This is a genomic window from Roseovarius conchicola (assembly GCF_041403425.1).
Classification (GTDB): domain Bacteria; phylum Pseudomonadota; class Alphaproteobacteria; order Rhodobacterales; family Rhodobacteraceae; genus Roseovarius; species Roseovarius conchicola.
On record NZ_JBGEHK010000001.1, the window covers coordinates 386637 to 408643 of the forward strand.

The window sequence follows — 22007 nt, forward strand, 5'->3', positions numbered from 1 at the left end:
TGCCCCTTGTTGGCCGGGGCTTCATTGCTACTTGCTATATATCATAGTTTACCCGTCGCGGCCCAGCCCTTCTACAAGCGGGACAAAGCGCACGGGTAAAAGTTCGTCATAGTCATAGCCGGTTTCTGTTCTGGTGACCCGGATCAGGTGCTGTACGGCGTCGGATTGGCCTACGGGCACAACCATGATCCCACCCGGTTTCAGCTGGGCCAAAAGGGGCCCCGGAGGGTCTTCGGCGGCGGCCGTGACAATGATGCGATCAAACGGCGCCTGATCGGGCAGGCCAAAGCTGCCATCCGATGTCAGCGTGGTGATATTGGTCAGATCCATGTCGCGGAAGATCTGGCTGGCGGCACGCACAAGGCTTTTGTGGCGATCCACCGTATAGACCCGGCGCGCCAGCAGGCTGAGGATCGCGGCCTGATAGCCCGAGCCGGTTCCGACCTCCAACACCTTTTCGCGCCCGGTCAGTTTCAGAGCCTGTGTCATCAACCCCACGACCGAGGGCTGGCTGATCGTCTGGCCGCATTCAATGGGCAGGGGCATGTCCTCATAGGCGCGATCGGCGAAGGTGCCACGGATGAACAGGCCGCGATCCACCTTTTCCATCGCCCCCAACACGCTTGCATCCGTCACCCCGCGCGAACGCAGAGCGAAGAGGAACTGCATTTTGCGTTCGGCGATATCGGGGTCGACATCCGTCATTCGATTGCCGTCAGGGCCTCCAGTGCGTCATGTGCCGTGAGGTCTGCGCGCATCGGGGTGACCGAGATATAGCCTTGCAGGTTCACATCTGCGTCCGAGCCGGGCGAGGTGGGTTGTTGTTGCGGCGCGCCTGTAACCCATAGGAACCGGCGGCCTGACGGGGCTGTGTGTGGTTGCACGCCAAAGCCCATGTCCCGGCGGAACCCCTGACGCGCGGCGCGCAGGCCCTTAACGTCCTTGGCAGGCACCGGCGGGAAATTGATATTGTAGAAGATGCCGTAATCGTCCTTGGTCCACACGCCCTTGTCCAAAAGCGTCTGCAAGGTTTGCAGGCCATGCACGCGCGCGGCCTCGAACGTATCCTCAAGGTCTTTGTTGGCGGGGCCATAGTATTGGCTGAGCGCAATAGCAGGCACCCCTTGCAATGCGGACTCCATCGCCGCGCCCACTGTGCCGGAATAAACCGCGTTCTCGGCCGAGTTGTTGCCGCGATTGACGCCCGAGAGCACCAGATCGGGGGGGGTATCCTTCATCACGTCGTGCAAACCGGCCAGCACGCAATCCGCAGGGCTGCCTTCTGCGGCAAAGCGACGTTCGCCCATTTGCGAGATCATCATCGGGCGCGTGTAGGAGATGCAGTGGCCCACGCCAGATTGCTCAAACGCCGGGGCCACGGTCCAAACCTCGCCCGAGGGGCCTGCCAGCTCTGTCGCGATGTCGTGCATGACGTCAAGGCCGGGGGCGTTAATGCCGTCGTCATTGGTGATGAGAATGCGCAAAGCGTGTCCCTTTGGTGTTTTGAACTTAGTAGCGGTGCGCTGCTGGAGGGGCAAGGTGAAGCAGTAGAGAATTGGAATGGGTGGGTGATCGGGGGCGAGGCCAACAGCCTGCGGCCCGGATGCCGGTTTGGGATGGTTGCTGAGCGTTCAGATATCAGAGCGTCAGTCGGGCCAATACTGAGGCGCTTACACCGTGATCTGCTTGAGCAACCGCGCGGCTTCGGCGTGGATGTTCGCCAGCCCGTCACGATCCTCGCCGGGGTGGAACCGGGCGCGCGTGCCGGTGGGCATAGGGTTGGGTGACAGGACATGAACCCTTGGCCCGGTCTTGACCGTTTCGGCCTGCCAGCTGCGTGCAAGAGCGATCTGTGCGGCCTTGCTGGCGCCATAGGCACCAAAGAATTTCTGTCCGGCGTGATCATCCTCGAAAAACAGGGCCTGACCGTCCTCGCCCAGAAGGGGGGCGATGAACGGGATCAACTGTCCGGTGGCGGTGACATTGGACGCTACGGATTTCGCCCAATCCTTGCTATCCAGATGGGCTGTGGGTGTTAAAGGTGCTGCATGTACGGCGGTGTGCGCCCACAGGTCCAGCTTGCCCCAGCGGTCATAGATAGACCGGCACAGCTGTGCCATCGCATCCATGTTGGTGACATCCATCGGGGCCAGCGTGGCGCTGCCGCCTTTGGCCAGAATGCGGTCATCCAGCTCTTCCAGCGCGCCGGTGGTGCGCCCCAGGGCAACGATGTGATGTGAGGTACAGAGCGCCTCGGCCAACGCAGCGCCAAGGCCACGGGAGGCCCCGGTGATTAGGGCGATTTTTGGTGTCTCAACACTGTTCATAGGGGGCAAATCCCATTCCTGAGCGCCAAAAGCAAGCCCTCGCGACTTGACTTTTGCGGCATTGCAGCGAAAAAAGTGGGCCAGACAACAGAAAACATGAGAAAAGGAATTGAGCCAATGCATGATCAGGTTTTGACAAAGGCCGCTTTGGGCCACGACACGCTGCTTCGTAAGGCGGCGCTGGTCATTGGCGGATCGTTTTTGATCGCGCTGGCCGCACAAGCCAGCATTGGTTGGCCGGTACCGATGTCGATCCAGGGGCTGGCTATTCTTGTGATCGGGTTCACTTTTGGTTCGCGTCTGGCGGGTGCGACGCTGCTGGCTTATCTGGCCCAGGGCGCGATGGGGCTGCCGGTTTTCTCGAATGGGATGGCGACCGCAGCTCTGGTTGGTCCGACAGCGGGCTTCCTTTACGGCTTCGTTGCCATGGCCTTCCTTGCGGGCCTCGCGGTTGAAAAAGGTGTGGCGCGCGGCGTAGTGTCCACAGCGCTGGTCGGCATCGTTCTTTCCGCGCTGCTTTACATCCCGGGCCTGGCATGGCCTGCCGCTATGCTCGGCAAGACGCTGCCTGAGCTTTGGAGCGGCTGGATGGCACCGTTCCTGATCGGTGATGCGATCAAGGCCGTGATTGCCGCGATGGTGGTCTGGGGCGGCTGGAAGGCGCTGAAAGCCCGCAACGCCTGATCCGATCCACTTTGGAATCCAGAACGCCGCTCCGGCTGGGGCGGCGTTTTTTTGTTGTCAGCCTTGCGGCATGGAGAGCCGTTGGCTGGCCCCGCCCCGGGCAAGGTGAACAATTCCCGGCTCGATTGCGATCACAAGGGCAGTTCCCACCTGATCACCAGGGCTGACACGGCGGATATCGCCGGGGCGGACGCGCAGCAGGGCGATGGGGGCCTCGTCATTGATCATGGTGCCGAGCAGGGTAAGCCCCCGGCGTGGCAACACGTTTTCCTGCGTTGCCTTGTCGTGGGTGTCCTGCGGTGTGTCTGTGGTTTCTGCCATTTGGCTGCCTGTTGCGAAAAGGATTCGGAACGAGGCAGATAGAGCCAAGAGAGCGATAGGAAAAGGGGTGTAACCGCGTGATCGGCGGAATTATGCTGCACTGCGGCATAATGGCATTATGTGTTTATTCGGCGGCCTTCAACTCGAATCCCTTGGCGATCTGGTCAGAGGGTGCCACGGGGTATTCGCCCGAGAAGCAGGCATCGCAATATTGCGGGCACTTGGCGTTGCGCCCGGTCGCTTCGCCCACGGCACGATAAAGCCCGTCAAGCGATATGAACTTGAGGCTGTCGACCTGCAAATGTTCGCACATTTCATCCTCGGACATGGTCGCGGCCAGCAGTTTCTCGCGGTTGGGCGTGTCCACCCCGTAGAAACAGGGCCAGGCCGTGGGCGGCGAGGCGATGCGGAAATGCACTTCTTTCGCGCCGGCATCAAGGATCATTTCCTTGATCTTGCGGCTGGTCGTGCCACGCACCACGCTGTCATCCACGAGGATCACCCGCTTGTCTTTGATCAGGGCACGATTGACGTTCAGCTTGAGGCGCACGCCCATGTTGCGGATCTGCTCGGTCGGTTCGATAAAGGTGCGGCCCATATACTGATTGCGGATGATGCCCATCGCGTAGGGAATACCAGATTCATGGCTGTATCCGATGGCCGCGGGGGTGCCGCTGTCGGGCACGGGACAGACGATATCGGCATCTACCGGATTTTCGCGGGCCAATTCGATGCCGATCTGGCGGCGGGTTTCATAGACTGACTGGCCACCGATAATCGAATCGGGGCGCGAAAAATAGACATGCTCAAAGATACAGAAACGGGGGCTGACCGGACGGAAAGGGTGGTGGCTTTCCACGCCACCCTCGGCGGTGATCACGACCATTTCGCCGGGCTCGATCTCGCGAACATATTGCGCGCCAATGATGTCCAGCGCGCAGGTTTCCGAACTCAGGACCCAACCATCGCCGACCTGGCCCAGCACCAAGGGGCGCACGCCCAAAGGATCGCGCACGCCGATCAGTTTGGTCCGCGTCATGGCGACAATTGAAAACGCACCTTCGACCCGGCGCAGCGCATCTTCCATCCGCTCAGGAATGGTCCGTTGCAGGGAGCGCGCCATCAGGTGGATGATACACTCGGAATCCGAGTTGGACTGAAAGATTGATCCACGTTCGACAAGTTCTTTGCGCAACGCATCGGCATTGGTGATATTGCCGTTATGCGCGATGGCGGCCCCGCCCATGGCGAACTCGCCAAAAAACGGCTGCACATCGCGGATCACCGGCATTTTGCCACCAGCGGTGGAATAGCGCACATGCCCGATCGAAAGCGGGCCGGGCAGGGTTTCCATCAGGCTTTGCTTGGTGAAATTGTCGCGCACATAGCCGAACCGGCGGGCCGAATTGAAACCATGTTCAGGATGATGACAGACAATTCCGCCTGCTTCCTGACCGCGGTGCTGCAGGGCGTGCAGGCCGAGCGCTACGAAATTTGCCGCATCGGTCAAACCGATCACGCCAAAGATGCCGCACTCCTCTCGCAGTTTATCGTCGTCAAAAGGGTGTGCGGGAGGCATTTTCTGATCGGACAAGAGGGGCAGCTCCGAATCCAGTTTTGGGTTGGCTTTTACATAAGGCGTTGATGCGCTCTTGTCACGAACCTATCACATTTGGTTTCGGTGACGTGACGCGAATGTGACGCGGGTTCTGGACGGCGTCAGAATTGCGACAGCACGGCCCCCGCAGCCACAAGGGCTACAGCCAACAACCGGGTGAGCGAGATATCACGCGGTGCGATCCCGAAGACACCGAAGTAATCCAGTATGATGGCAGCGATCAGCTGTCCCAGGATCAACAATATCGCCGTGGTCAAAACGCCGAGAATCGGCACTGCCCAAAGTGATGAGAACACAAAGACCGCGCCCATTGCCCCGCCCAGCAAAAGCCAGGGCGATACGGTGTTGAGGCGCAAAAACGCAGGTGTGTCACCGACAATCGCCACAACGGTCACCAACACCAAAAGCCCAACAGCGAAGGACACGGCAGCAGCGGCCAGCGGGCTGCCGATACCCCGGCCAAGGGCCGCGTTCATAGGAGCCTGGACCGAGATAAGCGCGCCGGCAAAGGCGACAAGCATCACGGCAAACAGGGTGGATTGAGGCACTCGCTTACTGCTGAACAGGTGCGTCGCAGGCACCGACCAGTTGCTCGTATTGTGTGGTGATCCAGCCCAGTGCGGCCTCGGGATTGCCGGTTGCGACCTGATCGGTCAGGCGTGCAAACACGCGGGCCGAGCGGCTATCATCAATGATCGCGATATTTTGCGAGGTGATGACCGTCTCGTAGACAAAATAGGCGATGGCAACCAACAGGATGCCGCGTGCTACACCAAAGAGGAATCCAAGACCCTGATCAATCCCCCCAAGGGCCGAGCGTTGCACGAGCGACGAAAACAGTGGCGTGATCAGCGAGGCGACGATCAGCGCCGCGGCAAAAACGATGGTGAATGCGCCGATCATCGATAACTCGCAGCTATCGGCGATGAAATCGCCCGCGACGGGGATTTCCTTGACCAGCGGTTCGACCTGCGGTGCAAACAGAAAGGCAACAAAGCCCGCCACGATCCAGCCTGCAATCGCCAGCGCCTCGCGTACGAAGCCGCGGGAATAGGCCAGCAATGCCGACAGGATGATAACAACGGCCACAATGCCGTCGATAATGGTGAAACCGTCCATAGTTCTTGTCCTGTCCCGTTTGTGGCACTTACCCTGCGCCGAAAATGTCACCTACAAATCCGGTCAGATCGCCAAACTGATTGAGGCTCAGACCGCTGCTCGCGCCGGTCTTACCACCGCTTGGAGCTATTGCGGAGGTGAAACCAAGTTTTTGCGCTTCTTTCAACCTATTTTCCGTCTGCCCCACCGGTCTAAGTGCGCCCGATAGGCTGATTTCCCCGAAAATAACTGTTTCCGCGGGTAGGGCTGTGTCTTCTCGGGCACTCAGAAGCGCCGCGGCGACCGCCAGATCGGCGGCAGGTTCGGACACGCGCAGGCCGCCTGCAACGTTGAGATAGACGTCCAGACCCGCAAACGGGATGCCGCAGCGCGCCTCAAGCACGGCCAGAACCATGGCAAGGCGCGCACTGTCCCAGCCGACCACGGCGCGGCGTGGCTGGCTGTGCGGGGTGGGGGCGACCAGCGCCTGCATTTCCACCAGAACGGGCCGGGTGCCTTCGATCCCGGCAAACACCACCGAGCCGGGCGAGGGATCGCCGCGCCCGGACAGGAACAGCGCCGAAGGGTTGGGAACCTCGGCCAACCCGGCACCTGTCATTTCAAAAACCCCAATCTCATCAGCAGGTCCAAAGCGGTTCTTCACGCTGCGCAGGATGCGGAATTGGTGCCCGCGCTCGCCTTCGAAGTAGAGCACAGTATCGACCATGTGCTCGACCACGCGTGGGCCCGCGATCTGGCCTTCCTTGGTGACATGGCCGACCAGAACGACCGACACGCCTTTGCGTTTGGCAAAGCTGGTCAACTCATGGGCGGCGGCGCGCACCTGGCTGACGGAGCCCGGCGCGCTGTCGACGGTGTCGGCCCACATGGTTTGAATCGAATCGATGATCACCAGTTGGGGTTTTTCGGTCTCCATCGTCGTCAGGATGTCGCGCAGCGCTGTGGCTGTGGCCAGTTGTACTGGTGCGTCGGTCAATCCCAAGCGTTGGGCGCGCATCCGGATCTGGGCGCTGGCTTCTTCGCCTGAGACATAGAGGGTTTTGACGCCCGCTTGCGCAAAGCGCGCCGCAGCTTGCAGAAGCAACGTGGATTTGCCGATTCCCGGATCACCGCCCACAAGGATCGCGCTGGCCGGAACAAGGCCACCGCCCAACACGCGATCCAACTCATCCATACCGGAGGTGGTTCGGGGTGGGGGGGCTTCTTCTGTGGACAGATCCGTCAGATGCAGTGCCGCGCCGCGTTTAGCCCCCAGCGATTTTGAACCTGGGCCAGCGGACAAGGGCGTGTCTTCGGTGATCGAATTCCACTCGCCACAGGCCTCGCATCGGCCCGACCATTTGGTATGGCTGGCCCCGCAGGCATTGCAGGTGAAGGTGATGGTGGATTTGGCCATAGGCGCCTCGGGGTGAGTCGGAATTGGCGCTTTATAGGGTGAGAAAGCGGGGCATGCACATCCCCCACGGTCAGCCTTAAGAAATCCGTCTCTACAGAGGCGGATCAGGAAGGGTTACTCTGCGGCTTTTGGTGGCATGCTGATGACGGTGCCGTCGGCGCGGGCCATCTTTTCATCGCCAAATTCGGGCAGAATCTCACGCAACTCGTCCTGCAGGCGTTGAAGCTGACTGGCGGCGACGCTTTCTTCCAACTCGACCTCGTGCACCCAGTGTTTCAGTTCCGAGGTGATTTGCTTGGCCTTGGCGATACGCTCGTTGAACTGACCCACCTCATGCTGGCGTTGGCGCAGGAATTCGCGGGCGCGGCTTACTTTTTCGTCGGCATAGACATCTGCCAGTTCGCGGCTGATATGCGACATTTGGGCCGCGGCCTCCAACAACGCGGGCTCAAGGCTTTCCAAATCGGGATGATCGCGCAGATAGGCAAGACGCTCGCGTACGGCATCGAATTCCGAGGACATCTGGAACAGGCCCTCGCGGTCAGCGGCGTGGGCAAAATGATAGGCCCGGGCGACGTCCTGCATCCCGATGGAAAAGCGGCGATGTGAATTCTCAAGCCGCATGATCCGGGCATTGGAGGGCAGGAAAAAGCACAGCATGACAGCCAGAACGGTCAGCCCGATTTGCGTGTACCAGCCAGCCTGTTCATAAACCGTGCCGCCGATGGTGACGGAGAATTCCAACCAGGGGGCTTGACCAAATGTGGCCATGACGGTGACCACGGTGAGAGTGACTGCAGCGATGGCAAAAGCCAGAACAGCCAGACGTTGCATCAGGAATTGCACTAGAAATGCGAGAGACTGTAAGTGTCCGGTCATGACTTCCCCCCCAGAAAGCAGACTGATCATTAACTATAATCAATATATAACTATAGGCGAGTTTATGCCGACGTCTCGTAATCTCCAAAGGGGAAAATGAAAAAATCCGTGTCAAGTGTGGAATTCATGCACGCTTAACGCGCGATTGTTTCGGGTTTGGACACAGTATTGGCGGATCGCGAGGATTTTTCGGTCAGATAGCCGATGGCGATTGAAGCGAGGATACAGCCCGTAAAAAGGTAGAGGCCCCATGCCGTCTCGATCTTACCGACACCGATACCCTTTGAAACCGTGATGTAGAGCGCGATGAGGAAGATATCGGCCATCGCCAGCTTGCCGAGGATTTGCAGAACCGGCAGCGTCTTGCGGCGCAGCATCCCGAAGTGGATTAGCGCCAGACCGATGGTTTTCACGTAAGGCGCGAAGAGGGCGAAGAAGGTCACCAGCAGGGCAAGGAACACGTCCGACCCCCACAGCGATTGCAGCCCGGTGATCACGCTGATCTCCTGCATTCCGAAGATCGGCAAAAGGGCGGCGCGCAGGAGAGGGGCAAACCAAGCGATGGGGAAGAGGATGAGAAGGGCGAGGTTGGCATAGCGGATCATGTAAGGGAGCTAGGCAATAGAAGGTCTGGGTGCAAGCGTATGCGTCTTGTTTCAAGAATATTCTGCTAGTCTATGACTTAGGCAATGGTCTGGGCAGCGAAAGCAAACTGAGCAACAGCACCGATACATACCAGTATTGCAACTGCTGATCGATCCCGGTGAGGGCCACGTATGAGAACAAGTAAAAGGCAAAATAGTACCGACAGGCAACTGAAAACAAAGAGTAACACGAATAGATTCAATTGATTTGGTGCGACTGATCCTCCCCAGCTTACAAGGGCCATTGGTTTGGCAACTAAAGCCAGCAGAAAGGATAGAATTAGGATTAGAGACAGCAACTTGCGGTTGGGGAATTTGGAAAGCGTATAGGCAAAATGTGGAATGACTAAGAGAACTAACCATCCGCAAAAAAAGAGTATTATCGCCATAAAGTCCACCTTCTTAAGTAATATCGGTAAAAGCTAGCGCACCGCCTCGATCGGCCCCTCAGCGCGGCCCTGAATGAACTGCTCCAAATAGGGATCGCCCGAGGAATCCATCTCGCCAACCGGCCCGGTCCATTGGATGACCCCATCATGCAGCATGGCCACGTTGTCGGCGATGGCGCGGACTGAGGTCATGTCGTGGGTGATGGTCATGGCGGTGGCGCCCATTTCGGTGACGATCTCGCGGATCAGGTCGTTGATCACGCCCGACATGATCGGATCAAGGCCGGTGGTGGGTTCGTCGAAAAAGATGATCTCGGGCTCGGCCGCAATGGCGCGGGCAAGGCCGACACGTTTTTGCATACCGCCTGACAGCTCTGCAGGGTATTTGTCGGCCTGTTCGGATTTCAACCCGACGCGGCGCAGTTTCTCAATCGCGATGTCGCGCGCCTCGTCCCACGGCCTTTTCAGGCTGCCGCGCAGCAGGCGGAAGGCGACATTTTGCCAGACAGGGAGAGAGTCAAACAGTGCGCCACCCTGAAACAGCATGCCAAAGCGCGCCAGAAAAGCATCCCGGTCACCCTTGGTGACGTCCTGTCCATCCAGCGTGATCGTGCCGCTATCAGGTGCAATCAGGCCCAGGATACACTTTAACGCCACCGACTTGCCGGTGCCGGACCCGCCGATGATCACCATCGAGGTGCCCGACTCAATTGTCAGGTTCACGCCCTGCAATACACGGTTGTCGCCAAAGGCCTTATGGACATCTTTCATTTCGATCATAGCGAGAAAAACACCCCCGTCAGAACGAAGTTCGCCGCAAGGATGAGCACTGCCGCAGCCTGTACCGACCCTTTGGTGGCGCTACCCACGCCTTGGGCACCGCGGCCCGAATTGATGCCGAAGTAACAGCCCATCAATGCAGCGATCACGCCGAACACGGCCCCCTTGATCAGCGAGGATATGATATCGTGCGCCTCGAGGAAGTTGACGGTGTTGTGCAGGTAAGTCGCTGAGTTAAAACCCAAGTTCTTAACCGCAACCGTATAGCCGCCAGCGATGCCGATGATGTCGCCAACGCCCACAAGAAGCGGCACGGTGATTAATGCGGCCAGCACGCGCGGGGCCACCAGATACTTCATCGGGTGCGTTGATAGGGTGGTCAGCGCGTCAATCTGCTCGGTCACTTTCATGGTGGCGATTTCGGCGGCGATGGACGAGGTCACACGCGCGGCAATCATCAGGCCCACCAGAACAGGCCCTAACTCGCGTACCATACCAATGGCGACAATCTGAGGCACCACGGCTTCGGCATTGAAGCGGGCGCCGCCCGAGTAGATTTGTAAGGCCAGCGCGCCGCCCGTGAACAGGGCTGTGAGGCCGACGACAGGCAAGGACAGCCACCCTATCTGCATCAACGCATGAGCCAGCTCGCGCGGATAGAAGGGCGGGCGGATCATGTGGCTGAACGTACGGGTCGTAAACAGGGACACGCGGCCCAGCATCGCGATCACGCCCAGAACATTACGCCCGATTGTGGCAAGAAACGCGGTCAGCCAGCTCATCCGCCGATATACCGGCGGTTATAGCGGGCCCCCAGCGAGGTGAGGATTTCATAGCCAATCGTGCCCGCGTTCGCGGCCAGGTCATCGACGGTCTGTCCCGATCCGAGAATGCGGATGGATTTGGGATCGTGGCCCAGATCAGTAATATCCACGCCGATCAGGTCCATCGAGATGCGCCCTGCAATAGGACAGGCCACGTCATCTGCAATCAACAGCGCCTTCGGCCCCATAACTCGCAATAGACCATCGGCATATCCGGCACTGATCGTAGCGATGCGGGTGTCGCGCGTGGCGGTAAAGCTGTTGCCGTATCCAACGGTTTCACCCGTATCGAGGCTGCGGCACTGGATCACCGGCGCGTCCAGCGTCACAACTGCCTGAGCGTCGCTGAAGGGTAGGCCGCCATAGACGCCGATCCCTGGGCGGGACATGTCGAAATGATAGTCGGATCCCAGTAGAATGCCGCCGGTATTGGCTAGGCTGCGGGGGCAGTTGATGCCATCGGTCATCTCGCGAAAGGCGGCCAGTTGCTGGGCGTTCATCGCGTGATCGGGCTCATCCGCGCAGGCCAGGTGGCTCATGATCAGGCGCGGACCTTGGGCCAGTGCGATGTCGCGCACCGCGGACCATTCGCCCGGTTCCATTCCCAGGCGATTCATGCCGCTATCAAGCTGAACACCAAAGGCATGGCCGGGCAGGGCCTCGACATGGCGGATCATCTGATCCAGCGAGTTGATCATCGGGATCAGGTCGAGATCGCCAATCATGTCGGTATCACCGGACATGTGCCCCGCAAAGACATAGATATCGGGTTTCGGCCCTAGTGCCTGCCTGAGGGCGGCGCCTTCTTCGGCCACGGCCACGAAAAAGCTGCGCGCCCCGGCGCGGGCAAGGCAGCGGGCCACCCGTGCGGCCCCCAGCCCATAGGCATCGGCCTTGACCACGGCGGCGGTTTCGCCCGAGCTCATGGCATCCAGCGCGCGCCAGTTGGCGGTGATGGCATCCAGATCGATGGTAAGGGTTGCGGTACTCATGGGCGTGGTTTTGACAGGCTGGGCGAAAGGGTCAAGGGGGAAACGGCCCGGTTAATCGCTCAATTCTGCCCATGATGCATGACAGGCTGCCGCATCAGTTACAGACCGGTGCGTCCGCACAATGCTGATCGCGCAGGCGGGTGATCAACGCCGCCACCTGCGGCGTGTCTACGCCCAGATCGTCAATCGAGCAAAGCTGGCGGCTGTGTCGTTGCAACCAGTTCTCCATGACCGGGTCCCATGCCGGGTCAAGCGCGATCACCTGCTCGGCTGTGTAGAGCAGATAATCGAGATAGGCTTCATAACCCGGATTGTCGGGTCCGGTGATGCCGGTGCAGGACTGAGGTTGGGCATGTTGGGGATTTTCAATGCTGAGCTGTAGAAAACCACGATAGATTTCCCGGGCCGAGTGCTGATCTGCCAGCTCGGTCGCAGAATCAATCTGCAATTTGACGCCGACCAACGCCAGAAGGGCGATCAAGGCCGTCGCAATCGCGGCAAACGCCTCGATCGGGGCCGCATTTTCTCGAAACCAGCGGATGATCAGAACTCCTGATCGCTGCCGGATTGCTGCCAGGGACGGGCAAGATTGCCGAAACGGGTGAACTGCGGCTCGAAGCTCAGCTCGACCGTGCCGATCGGGCCATGTCGCTGTTTGCCGATGATCACCTCGGCCTTGCCATGCAGCCGTTCCATGTCTTCCATCCAGGCGGCCATGGCTTCGGCGTTGTTATCATCGGGTTTTTCACGTTCTTTGTAATACTCGCCGCGATAGACGAACATGACCACGTCGGCATCCTGTTCGATGGACCCGGATTCGCGCAAGTCGCTGAGTTGTGGGCGTTTGTCGTCGCGTGCTTCGACCTGACGGGACAGCTGCGAGAGGGCGATGACCGGGATTTCGAGTTCCTTGGCGATGGCCTTGAGGCCCATGGAAATCTCGCCGATCTCCTGCACGCGGTTGTCCGATGTGCCGCGCACCAGCTGCAGGTAGTCGACAATCAACAGGTCCAGACCGTGAGTGCGTTTCAGACGTCGGGCGCGGGCGGCCAGCTGGGCTATGGGAATGGCTGCCGTATCGTCAATGAACAAGGGGCAGGATTCAAGCGTCTTGGCGGCCTCGACAAAGCGGCGGAATTCGCCCTCGGTCATGTCGCCCTGACGAATTTTATGCGACGAAATCTCGGACGCTTCGGCCAGAATACGACCGGCCAGCTGTTCAGCACTCATTTCCAGCGAGAAGAATCCCACCACACCGCCGTCGATCGCGCCTTCAGTGCCGTCTGGGCGCGTGCCGCGTCTATAGGCCTTGGCGATGTTATAGGCGATGTTGGTGGCCAGCGAGGTTTTGCCCATGGAGGGGCGACCGGCGAGGATCAACAGGTCAGACTTATGCAGACCGCCCAGCTTGCTATCCAGATCGGTCAGGTCAGTGGCGATACCAGCCAACCCACCTTCACGCTGGTAGGCGGCATTTGCGACATTAACTGCGTCCGTTACAGCCTTGAGAAAGCTTTGAAATCCACTTTCAGACTGACCTTGCTCAGCCAGTTGGTAAAGCGCTTGTTCAGCCTGAACGATCTGTTCGCGCGGCTCAAGATCCACCTCGGATTTCTGGGCCTTTCCGGCAATGTCATGGCCCAGCCCGATCAACTCGCGCCGGATTGCCATGTCATAGATTATCTGGGCATAGTCACGCACCGCGAACGAGCTGATCGCTGCCCCAGCCAGACGCGCCAGATAGGTTGGGCCACCCAGTTCCTTGAGGCCCTCGTCATCCTCCAGAAACGCCTTCAAGGTGACAGGCGAGGCAAGGTTGTTCTTGGCGATGCGCGCGGCGGCGACCTCGTAAATGCGGGCATGCACGGGGTCATAGAAATGCTGCGGTCCAATGATCGAGGCGACCCGGTCATAAATGTCGTTATTCGTCAGGATCGCGCCCAGAAGCTGCTGTTCAGCCTCGATGGAATGGGGCATCGCCTCGGTCTCGGAGGTTTCGGTTCCGGTGGCATTGAAGCTGGCGATCTCGTTCACGTCTGTCCCCTTATGTTTTTATCTGCTCTGGTGCACCGGGTGTAGTGCAGGACGCGTTGCGAGGCTATCTGAATAAAATTGTGGATGGTGGCCGGGAAAACCCGGTGGATAACCTGTCGATACAAATCAACGCCGCAACATATGGTAGCAAACGCCACTGACTTTGCCAAATGAAGTATGCGCTGGCGATTCGGGTCGCGTTTATCCGCAGGCGGTTGGGGAGAAGTTTATTTCTTGTTTTCATCCTGCCACTTGCGCGGATCTTTCAGAAATGCCTCGACCCCGTCCAGTGTCGCGGCATTGAACGCGCCCTGATTGCGGGCCTCGGCCAGCACGTCCCACCAGGTGCACAGGTAATGCAGGGTGACGCCATGGTCGCCCAAGGTTTTCTCGGTCTCGGAGAAGATACCGTAATAGAAAATCACCGCCGTATGCCCACAGCTTGCCCCGGTTTCGCGGATTGCATCGACAAAGGACAGCTTGGACCCGCCATCGGTGGTCAGATCCTCAACCAGAAGCACGCGCTCGCCTTCGCTCATCGCGCCCTCGATGCGGGCATTGCGGCCATAACCCTTTGGTTTCTTACGCACATAGGTCATGGGCAGGGCCATGCGTTCGGCGACCAGCGCAGCAAAGGGGATGCCCGCGGTTTCGCCGCCTGCGATGTTGTCAAACGCCTCGAACCCGGCACTGCGCATCACGGTGACGGTCAGGAAATCCATCAGTGTCGAGCGGATACGCGGATGGCTGATCAGTTTACGGCAGTCGATATAGGTGGGCGAGGGCAGGCCAGAAGCCAGCGTAAACGGCTCCGTCGCGTTGAAATGCACGGCTTCGATTTCCAAGAGCATCCGCGCTGTCAGGCGGGCCATTTCTTCGGGCGAGGGGTAGGAAGAGGGGATCATGGGGCAAGTCCTATGGAGGTCTAGAAGACGGATTGGTTGAGGGATTTGAGAAAACGGCCCGCTTTGCCGGGGCAGCGGCCTTTGGCATGGCAGGCGCGCACCGCGGCGTCCAATTGCTCGGTGGCTTTCATGATCAAACCATTGGCGCAGGTGTCGATATGAACCATCTCCAATGGGCCGTCGATGGGCTGGCTGAAGGAAATCAGCATCGCCTCCTTTGTCCACGGTTGCATCGAGTCGTATGGGGGTTCGAGGTCGGCGTTCAACGCGTATTCGTAAAAGGTCGTCTGGATCGGGGTGTCTTTGACGTCGGCCACGCCATGTACTGAATAAAGCGTACCCGTGAAGGTCTGCGTCCCCGTACAGGTGGTTTCGTTGGTCCAGTCGCTGCCCGAGCATTCCATGTTGCGTGGCTTGGACAATACACCGATGCCCAGAGTTTCCGTTTGTTGGTACTTCGCCGTCGGTTTGGCCTGCGCGCGCATGATGGAGTCGACGCGCTCGGCAAGGTTGACCAACTGGCAATCCAGTGCTTGAGCGGCTGATCCGGCCAGCACGATGCCGAAGGCCAGCGTCAGCCGCAGGCTCATTGAGACACGCTCCAACATACCTCAAAGCCCGGATCAAACACGGTCACCGGGCCATCGTCGCTGTCGATCTTTTCGGGGAAGGCCGTGACATCGCCTTTGGTCAGCATGATCTGGGTTTCGTTTACAGGCAGGCCGTAAAACGCCGGGCCGTTCAGCGAACTGAAGGCCTCCAGATGATCCAGCGCGCCTTCCTCCTCGAAAACATGTGCCAGAAGAGTCATCGTGTTGGTGGCGGTGAAGCACCCGGCACAGCCGCAGGCGTTTTCCTTCAGTGCATCCGTGTGGGGTGCAGAATCGGTGCCCAGGAAGAAGCGCGACTGCCCAATGGTGGCGGCTTTGCGCAGGGCAAGGCGATGTTCCTCGCGCTTGGCGACCGGCAGGCAGTAATAATGCGGTTTGATCCCGCCCACCAGGATATGGTTGCGATTGATGATCAGGTGATGGGTGGTAATCGTGGCCCCAAGGCTGTCATCGCCTGCCAGCACGTAGTCAACGCCGTTTGAAGTGGTGATATGTTCCATCACCACGCGCAGGCCCGGTGTGGCGCGGCGGATCGGATCGAGCACCCGATCGATAAATACGGCCTCACGATCAAAGATATCGATCTCGGTATCGGTGACTTCGCCATGTACGCAAAGGGGACAGCCAATTTCGGCCATGCGGTCCAGCACCGGGCGCACCTTGTCAAAATCGCGCACACCGGATGCGGAATTTGTGGTGGCGCCGGCGGGGTAGAGTTTGACAGCAGTGATCAACCCGCTGGCATGAGCGGCGGCCAAATCATCCGGGTCCGTGTCTTCTGTCAGGTACAGTGTCATCAAGGGCGTGAAGTCATCGCCTTCGGGCAGGGCGGCTATGATCCGATCCCGGTACGCTTCGGCATCGGCCCCGGTCACGACGGGGGGCACCAGGTTGGGCATGATGATCGCCCGGGCAAAATCGCGCGAGGTTTCGGGCAATACGGCGCGCAGCATCGCACCATCGCGCAAATGCAGGTGCCAGTCGTCGGGGCGGGTGAGTCTCAGCGTGGTGGTCATGCCCGAGGGCTTACACAATCACGCAGGTCCATGCCAGAGGGCGAATGGGTGTCAGCCGCGATCGGCAGCTTCAGCTTGGAGTGAAGCTTGCGCCGCCAGACTATTCTTGGCCCGTGCCAGCGCTTTGTGGAAGGGGGGCGAGTTACGTTTGCTCAGAACCACCTCGGCCAGCAATTTGGTAAGATGGTGACGGTCATCGCGTGTGGTACATTTCAACAGGTTGAACTGGTAGGAGGCATAGTCGCGCCGGGCGCGATAGAGCCTGGACAGGCTGAGTGTATTCAATTTACCCACGCTGAGTTGCGCCAACATCCGCATCAGGATGTTCATTTGAACCAGCGCGCTGTCAATGCGCGGACCCTGATGGCGCATCCGGTATTTGGTTACATTCGGGCGGGTGAACAGCGCTGCATGCATCGCATCCAGCTCGACCTCGGGGTCATAGAGGACAAACGCATGCTCGGCCCCGTCCAGCATGTCCGGCGCATAACCATAGCGGTCATCAAACGCCACGCGCCGCATTGACAGAAACCGGTCATCCCATTCGCTCACACGCGGATCAAGCGTGGCCTGGGGGCAGAGCGCCAGTACCCGGGCGCCGGGGGCCGCCACGGAAAAGGCGCACGCGGCGTATCCACAGGCACCGGCACCATAGAAGACCACCTGCTCGTAGGCGTCAAAGAAGCCCTCGTCGATAAGGCGGTCGAAATAGGCATAGACCCGATTGTCGCGAAACCAGGTGTCCGTCTCACTTGCGAGGCACAGATGCGACCACCCCAACGCGTTCGCCATCTGCCAGCCCAGCGGGTGGGCGGTGTCCGAAACATCCTCGATTCGGTGGTGGGCCTCGAAGCTGACCAGAAGGGTCTGGGGTTTCTTTTTCAGAAACAGGGCGGCGTGTCGCGGCCCAAGATGTTCAACAGAGCCGTTTTCGCCGATAATGTCGGTCGTCGATTGTACCCAGTCAAGCCAGCTTTGGCCATCGAGTGGCGTGGCAAACATCTGGGAATGATCCTGCATATACTCGTTCCTCGTTGCGCGCATTGTTACTTTCGGCTTGCGCGCTAGAATTGAGATACTGAGAAACTTGGGCAAAACTTTGTAAAATCCAAGGGGTTTCTGAGCAAGTTGTCCGTTTGCCTACCTCTTGACGGCACCAAGAGGGCCGTGCAGGACTTTGACCCTTAAAGGAAGGCTGGTCTGCATGTCCCCATCTTCGATTGATGATACCCAGGCGCTGTTGGCGGGGCAGAATTATGTCTGTGACCGCGCCTTGGCCACGGTTGTGTTTCTGGCCCTGCGCCTTGGCCGTCCGCTGTTTCTTGAGGGTGAGGCGGGTGTGGGCAAGACCGAGATCGCCAAGGCGCTGGCAACGGGGTTGGGCCGTCGTTTGATCCGGCTTCAGTGTTACGAGGGGCTGGATGCGTCTTCGGCCGTCTATGAATGGAATTTCGCTGAGCAGATGATCGCGATCCGCACCGCCGAGGCCTCGGGTGGCGTCGAAAGGGATCGGTTGAAAGACGAGTTGTTCACCGATGATTTCCTGATTGAACGCCCCTTGTTGCAAGCCATGCGGCCCCAACCGGGTGGCGCGCCGGTGCTGTTGATTGACGAACTGGACCGCACCGATGAACCGTTTGAAGCGTTCCTGTTGGAGGCACTCAGCGATTTTCAGGTGACAATTCCCGAACTTGGCACAATCCATGCGCCCGAACCGCCGATTGTGATCGTCACCTCGAACCGCACTCGTGAAGTGCATGATGCTCTGAAACGCCGCTGCCTATATCATTGGGTTGATTATCCGGGCATGGAGCGCGAGATCGAGATTTTACAGGCCCGCGCCCCGGAAGCCGCTGACGCCCTCAGCCGCGAGGTTGTGGCTTTTGTTCAACGCCTGCGCACCGAGGATCTGTTCAAGAAACCGGGCGTGGCCGAAACCATCGACTGGGCCAAATGCCTGTTGGCGCTGGATGTGATTTCGCTATCACCGGAAGTCATCGCCGACACGCTTGGGGCTATCCTGAAATACCAGGATGATATTCAGAAGCTGCAGGGGTCAGAAGCCAAACGAATACTGAACGAGGCGAAAGCCAGCCTCGAGCCTGTCTGATGTTTCTTCTGGCCAGAAATATCCCGGGGGTGTGGGGGCTGGCCCCCACTCGGAATCATGTCTGAATACGCCCCGCTTGATCTGCCCGATCGCCCCAAACTTACCCATAACATCACCCATTTCGCGCGGGCGTTGCGCAAGGCCGGGTTGCCTGCCGGGCCGGGCCGGGTGGTGGATGCAATCCGGGCGGTCGAGGCTGCGGGCTTCACCTCGCAACGCGATTTCTTTTACACGCTGCGCGCCTGTTTCGTGAACCGGCCTGAACAGCGTGCTGTGTTTGCCCAGATTTTCCGGCTTTACTGGCGTGATCCGCGGTATATGGAGCATATGATGGCGATGATGCTGCCCGCCATTCGCGGCGTGCAGGAGGATCGCAGCGCCAAACCTGCCGAAAAACGCGCTGCCGAAGCCTTGTTGGACGGGATCGAGCCGGATCAGCCGGAACAATCCGATGACCAGCCCGTGCAAGAGACCGAGATCGAGGTTGATGCCTCGCTGACCATGTCGGGGGAAGAACGTCTCCGCACTCTCGATTTCGAACAGATGGGCGTTGACGAGATTGCCGCGGCCAAGCGGATGCTGGCGCGGCTGGATTTGCCGGTCAAACCCCTGGCCTCGCGTCGGGGACAGCCCAGTCATTCAGGTGCGCGCATCGACGCCCGCAAGACCCTGCGCGCGGCGATGCGCCGGGGTGGCGAGCTGCGCAAAATCCACCTGCAGAAACCGCGTCCGCGCTGGCCCAACCTTGTGGTGCTCTGTGATATTTCCGGCTCGATGAGCCAATATAGCCGCATGATCCTGCATTTCCTGCACGCGGTGGCCAACCGACAGGGGCAGGGTTGGTCCAAGGTGCATGCGTTTACCTTTGGCACACGGTTGACGAATATCACCCGCCATCTGGCCACGCGGGATGTGGATGCCGCGCTGGCCGCAGCCGGGCAGGAAGCGCAGGACTGGGAAGGTGGCACGCGGATCGGGGCCTGCCTGCACGAGTTCAACCGCGACTGGTCACGCCGGGTGATGGGGCAGGGTGCCGTTGTTCTGGTGATCACCGATGGGTTGGACAGGGATGATCCCGATGCACTGGGACGGGAAATGGAGCGGTTGCACTTGTCGTCCCGTCGTCTGATCTGGCTTAACCCGCTGCTTCGATGGGAGGGGTTTGCCCCCAAAGCCGCAGGCATTCGCGCGATGCTGCCGCATGTGGATACGTTTCGCGCCGGTCATTCCATTGCAACCTTGGAAGATTTGGCGGTAGCGCTGTCCCGCCCGAATGATGCTGGCGAAAAGGAACGCTTGATGGCGGCGCTCTAAAGGAAATGGAACTCGCTTTTCGATTTGTGCTGCGGTGTAACGCGACCCATATTGGAGGCTGAGGAGCCTGATCATGGACCGATTTGACGATATTCCCGAGACCGCATTGCGTTGGCACCGCGAGGGCAAAGGCGCTGCGCTGGCCACCGTGGTGCAGACCTGGGGCAGCGCGCCGCGCCGTATTGGCAGTCAGCTGGTAATTTCGGGCGAAGGCGAGATCGCAGGCTCCGTCTCGGGTGGGTGCGTCGAGGGCGCCGTCGTGGCCGAGGCACTGGAGGCCATCGAAGACGGTAAGCCGGTGATGCTGGAATACGGCGTCAGTGATGATGATGCCTTTGCGGTCGGCTTGGCCTGCGGTGGAACAATCCGCGTGCTGGTGGAACCTGTGGGCACGGTTATGCCTGTGCCGGTATTGGAAGAGCTGGTGGCGGCCCGTGCGGCGCGCGAGCCGGTTGCCTATGTGACAGGGATGCAATGCAAACGGCGGCTGGACCGGCAGGGGCACGATGCGCGGTTTCGCATGGACCGTTCGGGCTTTGAGGAGGATGGCGAGACCTTCGTGGGCATTCACAATCCTCCGCTGCGCCTGATTATTGTTGGCGCGGTGCATATCGCGCAGGCGCTTGTGCCGATGGCGCGGACCGCTGGTTTTGATCCTTTGCTGATAGACCCGCGTGACAGCTTTGCCTCGGCAGATCGCTTCCCGGGGGAAACCATTCTCAACGATTGGCCTGACGAGGGTGTGCAGGCCTATGGGCTGGACACGCGCACCGCGCTGGTTCTGCTGACACATGACCCAAAGCTGGATGATCCCGCGCTGGAACAGGCGCTGGCCTCGGAGGTGTTTTACATCGGTGCGCTGGGTTCGACCCGCACCCATGCGAAGAGGGTGGAGCGGTTGACGGCCAAAGGCTTCACTCCTGAACAGATCGCGCGCATTCACGGGCCTGTCGGTCTTGATATCGGTGCTGCGGGTCCTGCGGAAATTGCTGTGTCGATCCTCGCGCAGATGATTGCTGTGCTGAGGAAACCCGCATGAAATTCGGTCCTGTTTCGGTGGACGATGCCGAAGGAGCAATCCTGGCCCACTCGCTGAATCTGCCCGAAGGACGGATGCGCAAAGGGGCTGTTCTATCGGCAGCGCAATGCGCGGCTTTGGCGGCGGCGGGCGTGTCTCAGGTCACGGTCGCACAGCTTGAAGAGGGCGATGTGCATGAAGACGCGGCCGCGCGTCAATTGGCGGCTGCAAGCTGCAAAAGAGAGGCCCGGATTCAGCTGAGCGCGCCTTTCACCGGTCGGGTCAACCTGATTGCGCAGACCCCCGGTGTGGTATGTTTGGACGTGGCACAGATCGACGCGGCCAATGCGGTTGATCCTATGATCACCGTGGCCACCGTGCCGCCGTTTCACCAAATCCACTCCGGGGGCATGATCGCGACCATCAAGGTAATTTCCTATGCTGTACCGGGCGTGGCGGTGATGCGGGCGACCGAGTTGTTGGGCGAGGCTATCGGACTGGCAACACCGATCTATGCCAGCGCCAGCCTGATCGTCACGGATATTCCCGGAGGACCGGGCCGCAAGGGTGAGGAGGCGATTTTCAACCGTCTGAACGGTCTGGGTATAGAGCTGCTTGAAACCCGCCTCTGCGCCCATGATGAAGCGGAGCTGGCGCAGGAAATTGGCTTGGCAAAGGGCCAGATCGTGTTGATCCTGACCGCATCGGCCACCTCTGATATCCGTGACACGGCACCCGAGGCGCTGCGCCAGGCCGGGGGGCAGATCACGCGGTTCGGCATTCCGGTTGATCCCGGCAATCTGTTGTTTCTGGGTGCGTTGGGCGACCGGCCAGTGATTGGTCTGCCCGGCAGCGCGCGCTCGCCCGTGTTGCACGGCGCCGATTGGGTTCTTAGCCGGGTCGCCTGTGGTGTGCCCATCGAGGATGCGGATTTTGCGGCGATGGGGGTGGGCGGTCTGTTGAAGGAGATTCCGACGCGCCCGCAACCAAGACGCGGTAAACCAAGCGTATGAGGATATAGGGAGG

24 protein-coding genes are annotated in these 22007 nt (G+C 59.7%); 5 read left to right on the forward strand and 19 right to left on the reverse strand.

Annotation, left to right across the window (positions count from 1 at the left end; genetic code table 11):
* Nucleotides 1–48: 48 nt before the first annotated feature.
* The 3 genes from V6N02_RS01750 to V6N02_RS01760 all read right to left on the reverse strand — a co-directional run bounded on the left by V6N02_RS01750 (nucleotide 49) and on the right by V6N02_RS01760 (nucleotide 2327).
* Nucleotides 49–705, reverse strand: coding sequence for a protein-L-isoaspartate(D-aspartate) O-methyltransferase (locus V6N02_RS01750; protein ID WP_371223700.1), 657 nt, complete (start codon nucleotides 703–705; stop codon nucleotides 49–51).
* On the reverse strand, nucleotides 702–1484 hold the full coding sequence (gene surE / locus V6N02_RS01755; RefSeq protein WP_371223703.1) for a 5'/3'-nucleotidase SurE: 783 nt from the start codon (nucleotides 1482–1484) through the stop codon (nucleotides 702–704). Before surE ends, V6N02_RS01750 begins: the two co-directional genes overlap by 4 nt.
* A gap of 186 nt (nucleotides 1485–1670) precedes the next feature.
* Entirely contained in the window at nucleotides 1671–2327 is a 657-nt protein-coding gene (locus V6N02_RS01760; protein WP_371223705.1) for an SDR family oxidoreductase, read from the reverse strand.
* A gap of 96 nt (nucleotides 2328–2423) precedes the next feature.
* Between V6N02_RS01760 and V6N02_RS01765 the strand changes: the two genes are divergently transcribed.
* Nucleotides 2424–3011: a biotin transporter BioY gene (locus tag V6N02_RS01765; protein WP_371223707.1), complete on the forward strand. Its 588-nt coding sequence runs from the start codon at nucleotides 2424–2426 to the stop codon at nucleotides 3009–3011.
* 57 nt (nucleotides 3012–3068) lie between these two features.
* Here the strand turns inward: V6N02_RS01765 and V6N02_RS01770 are convergent, their stop codons facing one another.
* From V6N02_RS01770 to V6N02_RS01845, 16 genes are all read right to left on the reverse strand, one after another.
* Complete coding sequence (locus V6N02_RS01770) at nucleotides 3069–3332, reverse strand: amidophosphoribosyltransferase (RefSeq protein WP_371223709.1); 264 nt, start codon at nucleotides 3330–3332, stop codon at nucleotides 3069–3071.
* A gap of 124 nt (nucleotides 3333–3456) precedes the next feature.
* Nucleotides 3457–4911, reverse strand: a complete 1455-nt coding sequence (gene purF / locus V6N02_RS01775; protein WP_371223711.1) for an amidophosphoribosyltransferase — start codon at nucleotides 4909–4911, stop codon at nucleotides 3457–3459.
* Nucleotides 4912–5051: 140 nt separating this feature from the next.
* Nucleotides 5052–5498, reverse strand: a complete 447-nt coding sequence (locus tag V6N02_RS01780) for a DMT family transporter (protein WP_371223713.1) — start codon at nucleotides 5496–5498, stop codon at nucleotides 5052–5054.
* 4 nt (nucleotides 5499–5502) lie between these two features.
* Nucleotides 5503–6069, reverse strand: coding sequence for a CvpA family protein (locus V6N02_RS01785; RefSeq protein ID WP_371223716.1), 567 nt, complete (start codon nucleotides 6067–6069; stop codon nucleotides 5503–5505).
* A 28-nt stretch (nucleotides 6070–6097) separates the two neighbouring features.
* Nucleotides 6098–7465 (reverse strand): DNA repair protein RadA, encoded by a 1368-nt coding sequence (gene radA, locus V6N02_RS01790; protein ID WP_371223718.1) that lies wholly within the window; start codon nucleotides 7463–7465, stop codon nucleotides 6098–6100.
* Between the two features lie 114 nt (nucleotides 7466–7579).
* Nucleotides 7580–8344, reverse strand: coding sequence for a DNA repair protein (locus V6N02_RS01795; protein WP_371223720.1), 765 nt, complete (start codon nucleotides 8342–8344; stop codon nucleotides 7580–7582).
* Between the two features lie 134 nt (nucleotides 8345–8478).
* Nucleotides 8479–8949, reverse strand: a complete 471-nt coding sequence (locus tag V6N02_RS01800; protein ID WP_371223722.1) for a paraquat-inducible protein A — start codon at nucleotides 8947–8949, stop codon at nucleotides 8479–8481.
* Between the two features lie 461 nt (nucleotides 8950–9410).
* Nucleotides 9411–10157: an ABC transporter ATP-binding protein gene (locus tag V6N02_RS01805; RefSeq protein ID WP_371223724.1), complete on the reverse strand. Its 747-nt coding sequence runs from the start codon at nucleotides 10155–10157 to the stop codon at nucleotides 9411–9413.
* The gene (locus tag V6N02_RS01810; RefSeq protein ID WP_371223726.1) at nucleotides 10154–10939 is read right to left on the reverse strand and encodes an MlaE family ABC transporter permease; all 786 of its coding nucleotides are present in this window, start codon (nucleotides 10937–10939) and stop codon (nucleotides 10154–10156) included. Before V6N02_RS01810 ends, V6N02_RS01805 begins: the two co-directional genes overlap by 4 nt.
* Entirely contained in the window at nucleotides 10936–11973 is a 1038-nt protein-coding gene (gene alr / locus V6N02_RS01815) for an alanine racemase (RefSeq protein WP_371223728.1), read from the reverse strand. The genes V6N02_RS01810 and alr overlap by 4 nt, the downstream gene beginning before the upstream one ends.
* 94 nt (nucleotides 11974–12067) lie before the next feature.
* A complete protein-coding gene (locus tag V6N02_RS01820; protein ID WP_371223730.1) occupies nucleotides 12068–12454 on the reverse strand; it encodes a hypothetical protein in 387 nt (128 codons plus the stop codon).
* Between the two features lie 62 nt (nucleotides 12455–12516).
* On the reverse strand, nucleotides 12517–14007 hold the full coding sequence (locus V6N02_RS01825; protein WP_371223732.1) for a replicative DNA helicase: 1491 nt from the start codon (nucleotides 14005–14007) through the stop codon (nucleotides 12517–12519).
* Between the two features lie 227 nt (nucleotides 14008–14234).
* Nucleotides 14235–14912: an orotate phosphoribosyltransferase gene (locus tag V6N02_RS01830; protein WP_371223734.1), complete on the reverse strand. Its 678-nt coding sequence runs from the start codon at nucleotides 14910–14912 to the stop codon at nucleotides 14235–14237.
* 20 nt (nucleotides 14913–14932) lie between these two features.
* On the reverse strand, nucleotides 14933–15502 hold the full coding sequence (locus V6N02_RS01835; RefSeq protein ID WP_371223736.1) for a hypothetical protein: 570 nt from the start codon (nucleotides 15500–15502) through the stop codon (nucleotides 14933–14935).
* A complete protein-coding gene (gene pyrC / locus V6N02_RS01840; RefSeq protein ID WP_371223738.1) occupies nucleotides 15499–16539 on the reverse strand; it encodes a dihydroorotase in 1041 nt (346 codons plus the stop codon). The genes V6N02_RS01835 and pyrC overlap by 4 nt, the downstream gene beginning before the upstream one ends.
* Nucleotides 16540–16590: 51 nt before the next feature.
* Entirely contained in the window at nucleotides 16591–17559 is a 969-nt protein-coding gene (locus tag V6N02_RS01845; RefSeq protein WP_371223740.1) for a phosphoadenosine phosphosulfate reductase, read from the reverse strand.
* A 184-nt stretch (nucleotides 17560–17743) separates the two neighbouring features.
* On the opposite strand from V6N02_RS01845, the gene V6N02_RS01850 reads away from it, so the two are divergent.
* The 4 genes from V6N02_RS01850 to V6N02_RS01865 all read left to right on the forward strand — a co-directional run bounded on the left by V6N02_RS01850 (nucleotide 17744) and on the right by V6N02_RS01865 (nucleotide 21994).
* Entirely contained in the window at nucleotides 17744–18649 is a 906-nt protein-coding gene (locus V6N02_RS01850; RefSeq protein WP_371223742.1) for an AAA family ATPase, read from the forward strand.
* Between the two features lie 57 nt (nucleotides 18650–18706).
* Complete coding sequence (locus V6N02_RS01855) at nucleotides 18707–19963, forward strand: vWA domain-containing protein (RefSeq protein ID WP_371223744.1); 1257 nt, start codon at nucleotides 18707–18709, stop codon at nucleotides 19961–19963.
* Between the two features lie 73 nt (nucleotides 19964–20036).
* Nucleotides 20037–21002 (forward strand): XdhC family protein, encoded by a 966-nt coding sequence (locus V6N02_RS01860; protein ID WP_371223746.1) that lies wholly within the window; start codon nucleotides 20037–20039, stop codon nucleotides 21000–21002.
* The gene (locus V6N02_RS01865) at nucleotides 20999–21994 is read left to right on the forward strand and encodes a molybdopterin-binding protein (RefSeq protein ID WP_371223748.1); all 996 of its coding nucleotides are present in this window, start codon (nucleotides 20999–21001) and stop codon (nucleotides 21992–21994) included. Before V6N02_RS01860 ends, V6N02_RS01865 begins: the two co-directional genes overlap by 4 nt.
* Nucleotides 21995–22007 lie beyond the last annotated feature (13 nt).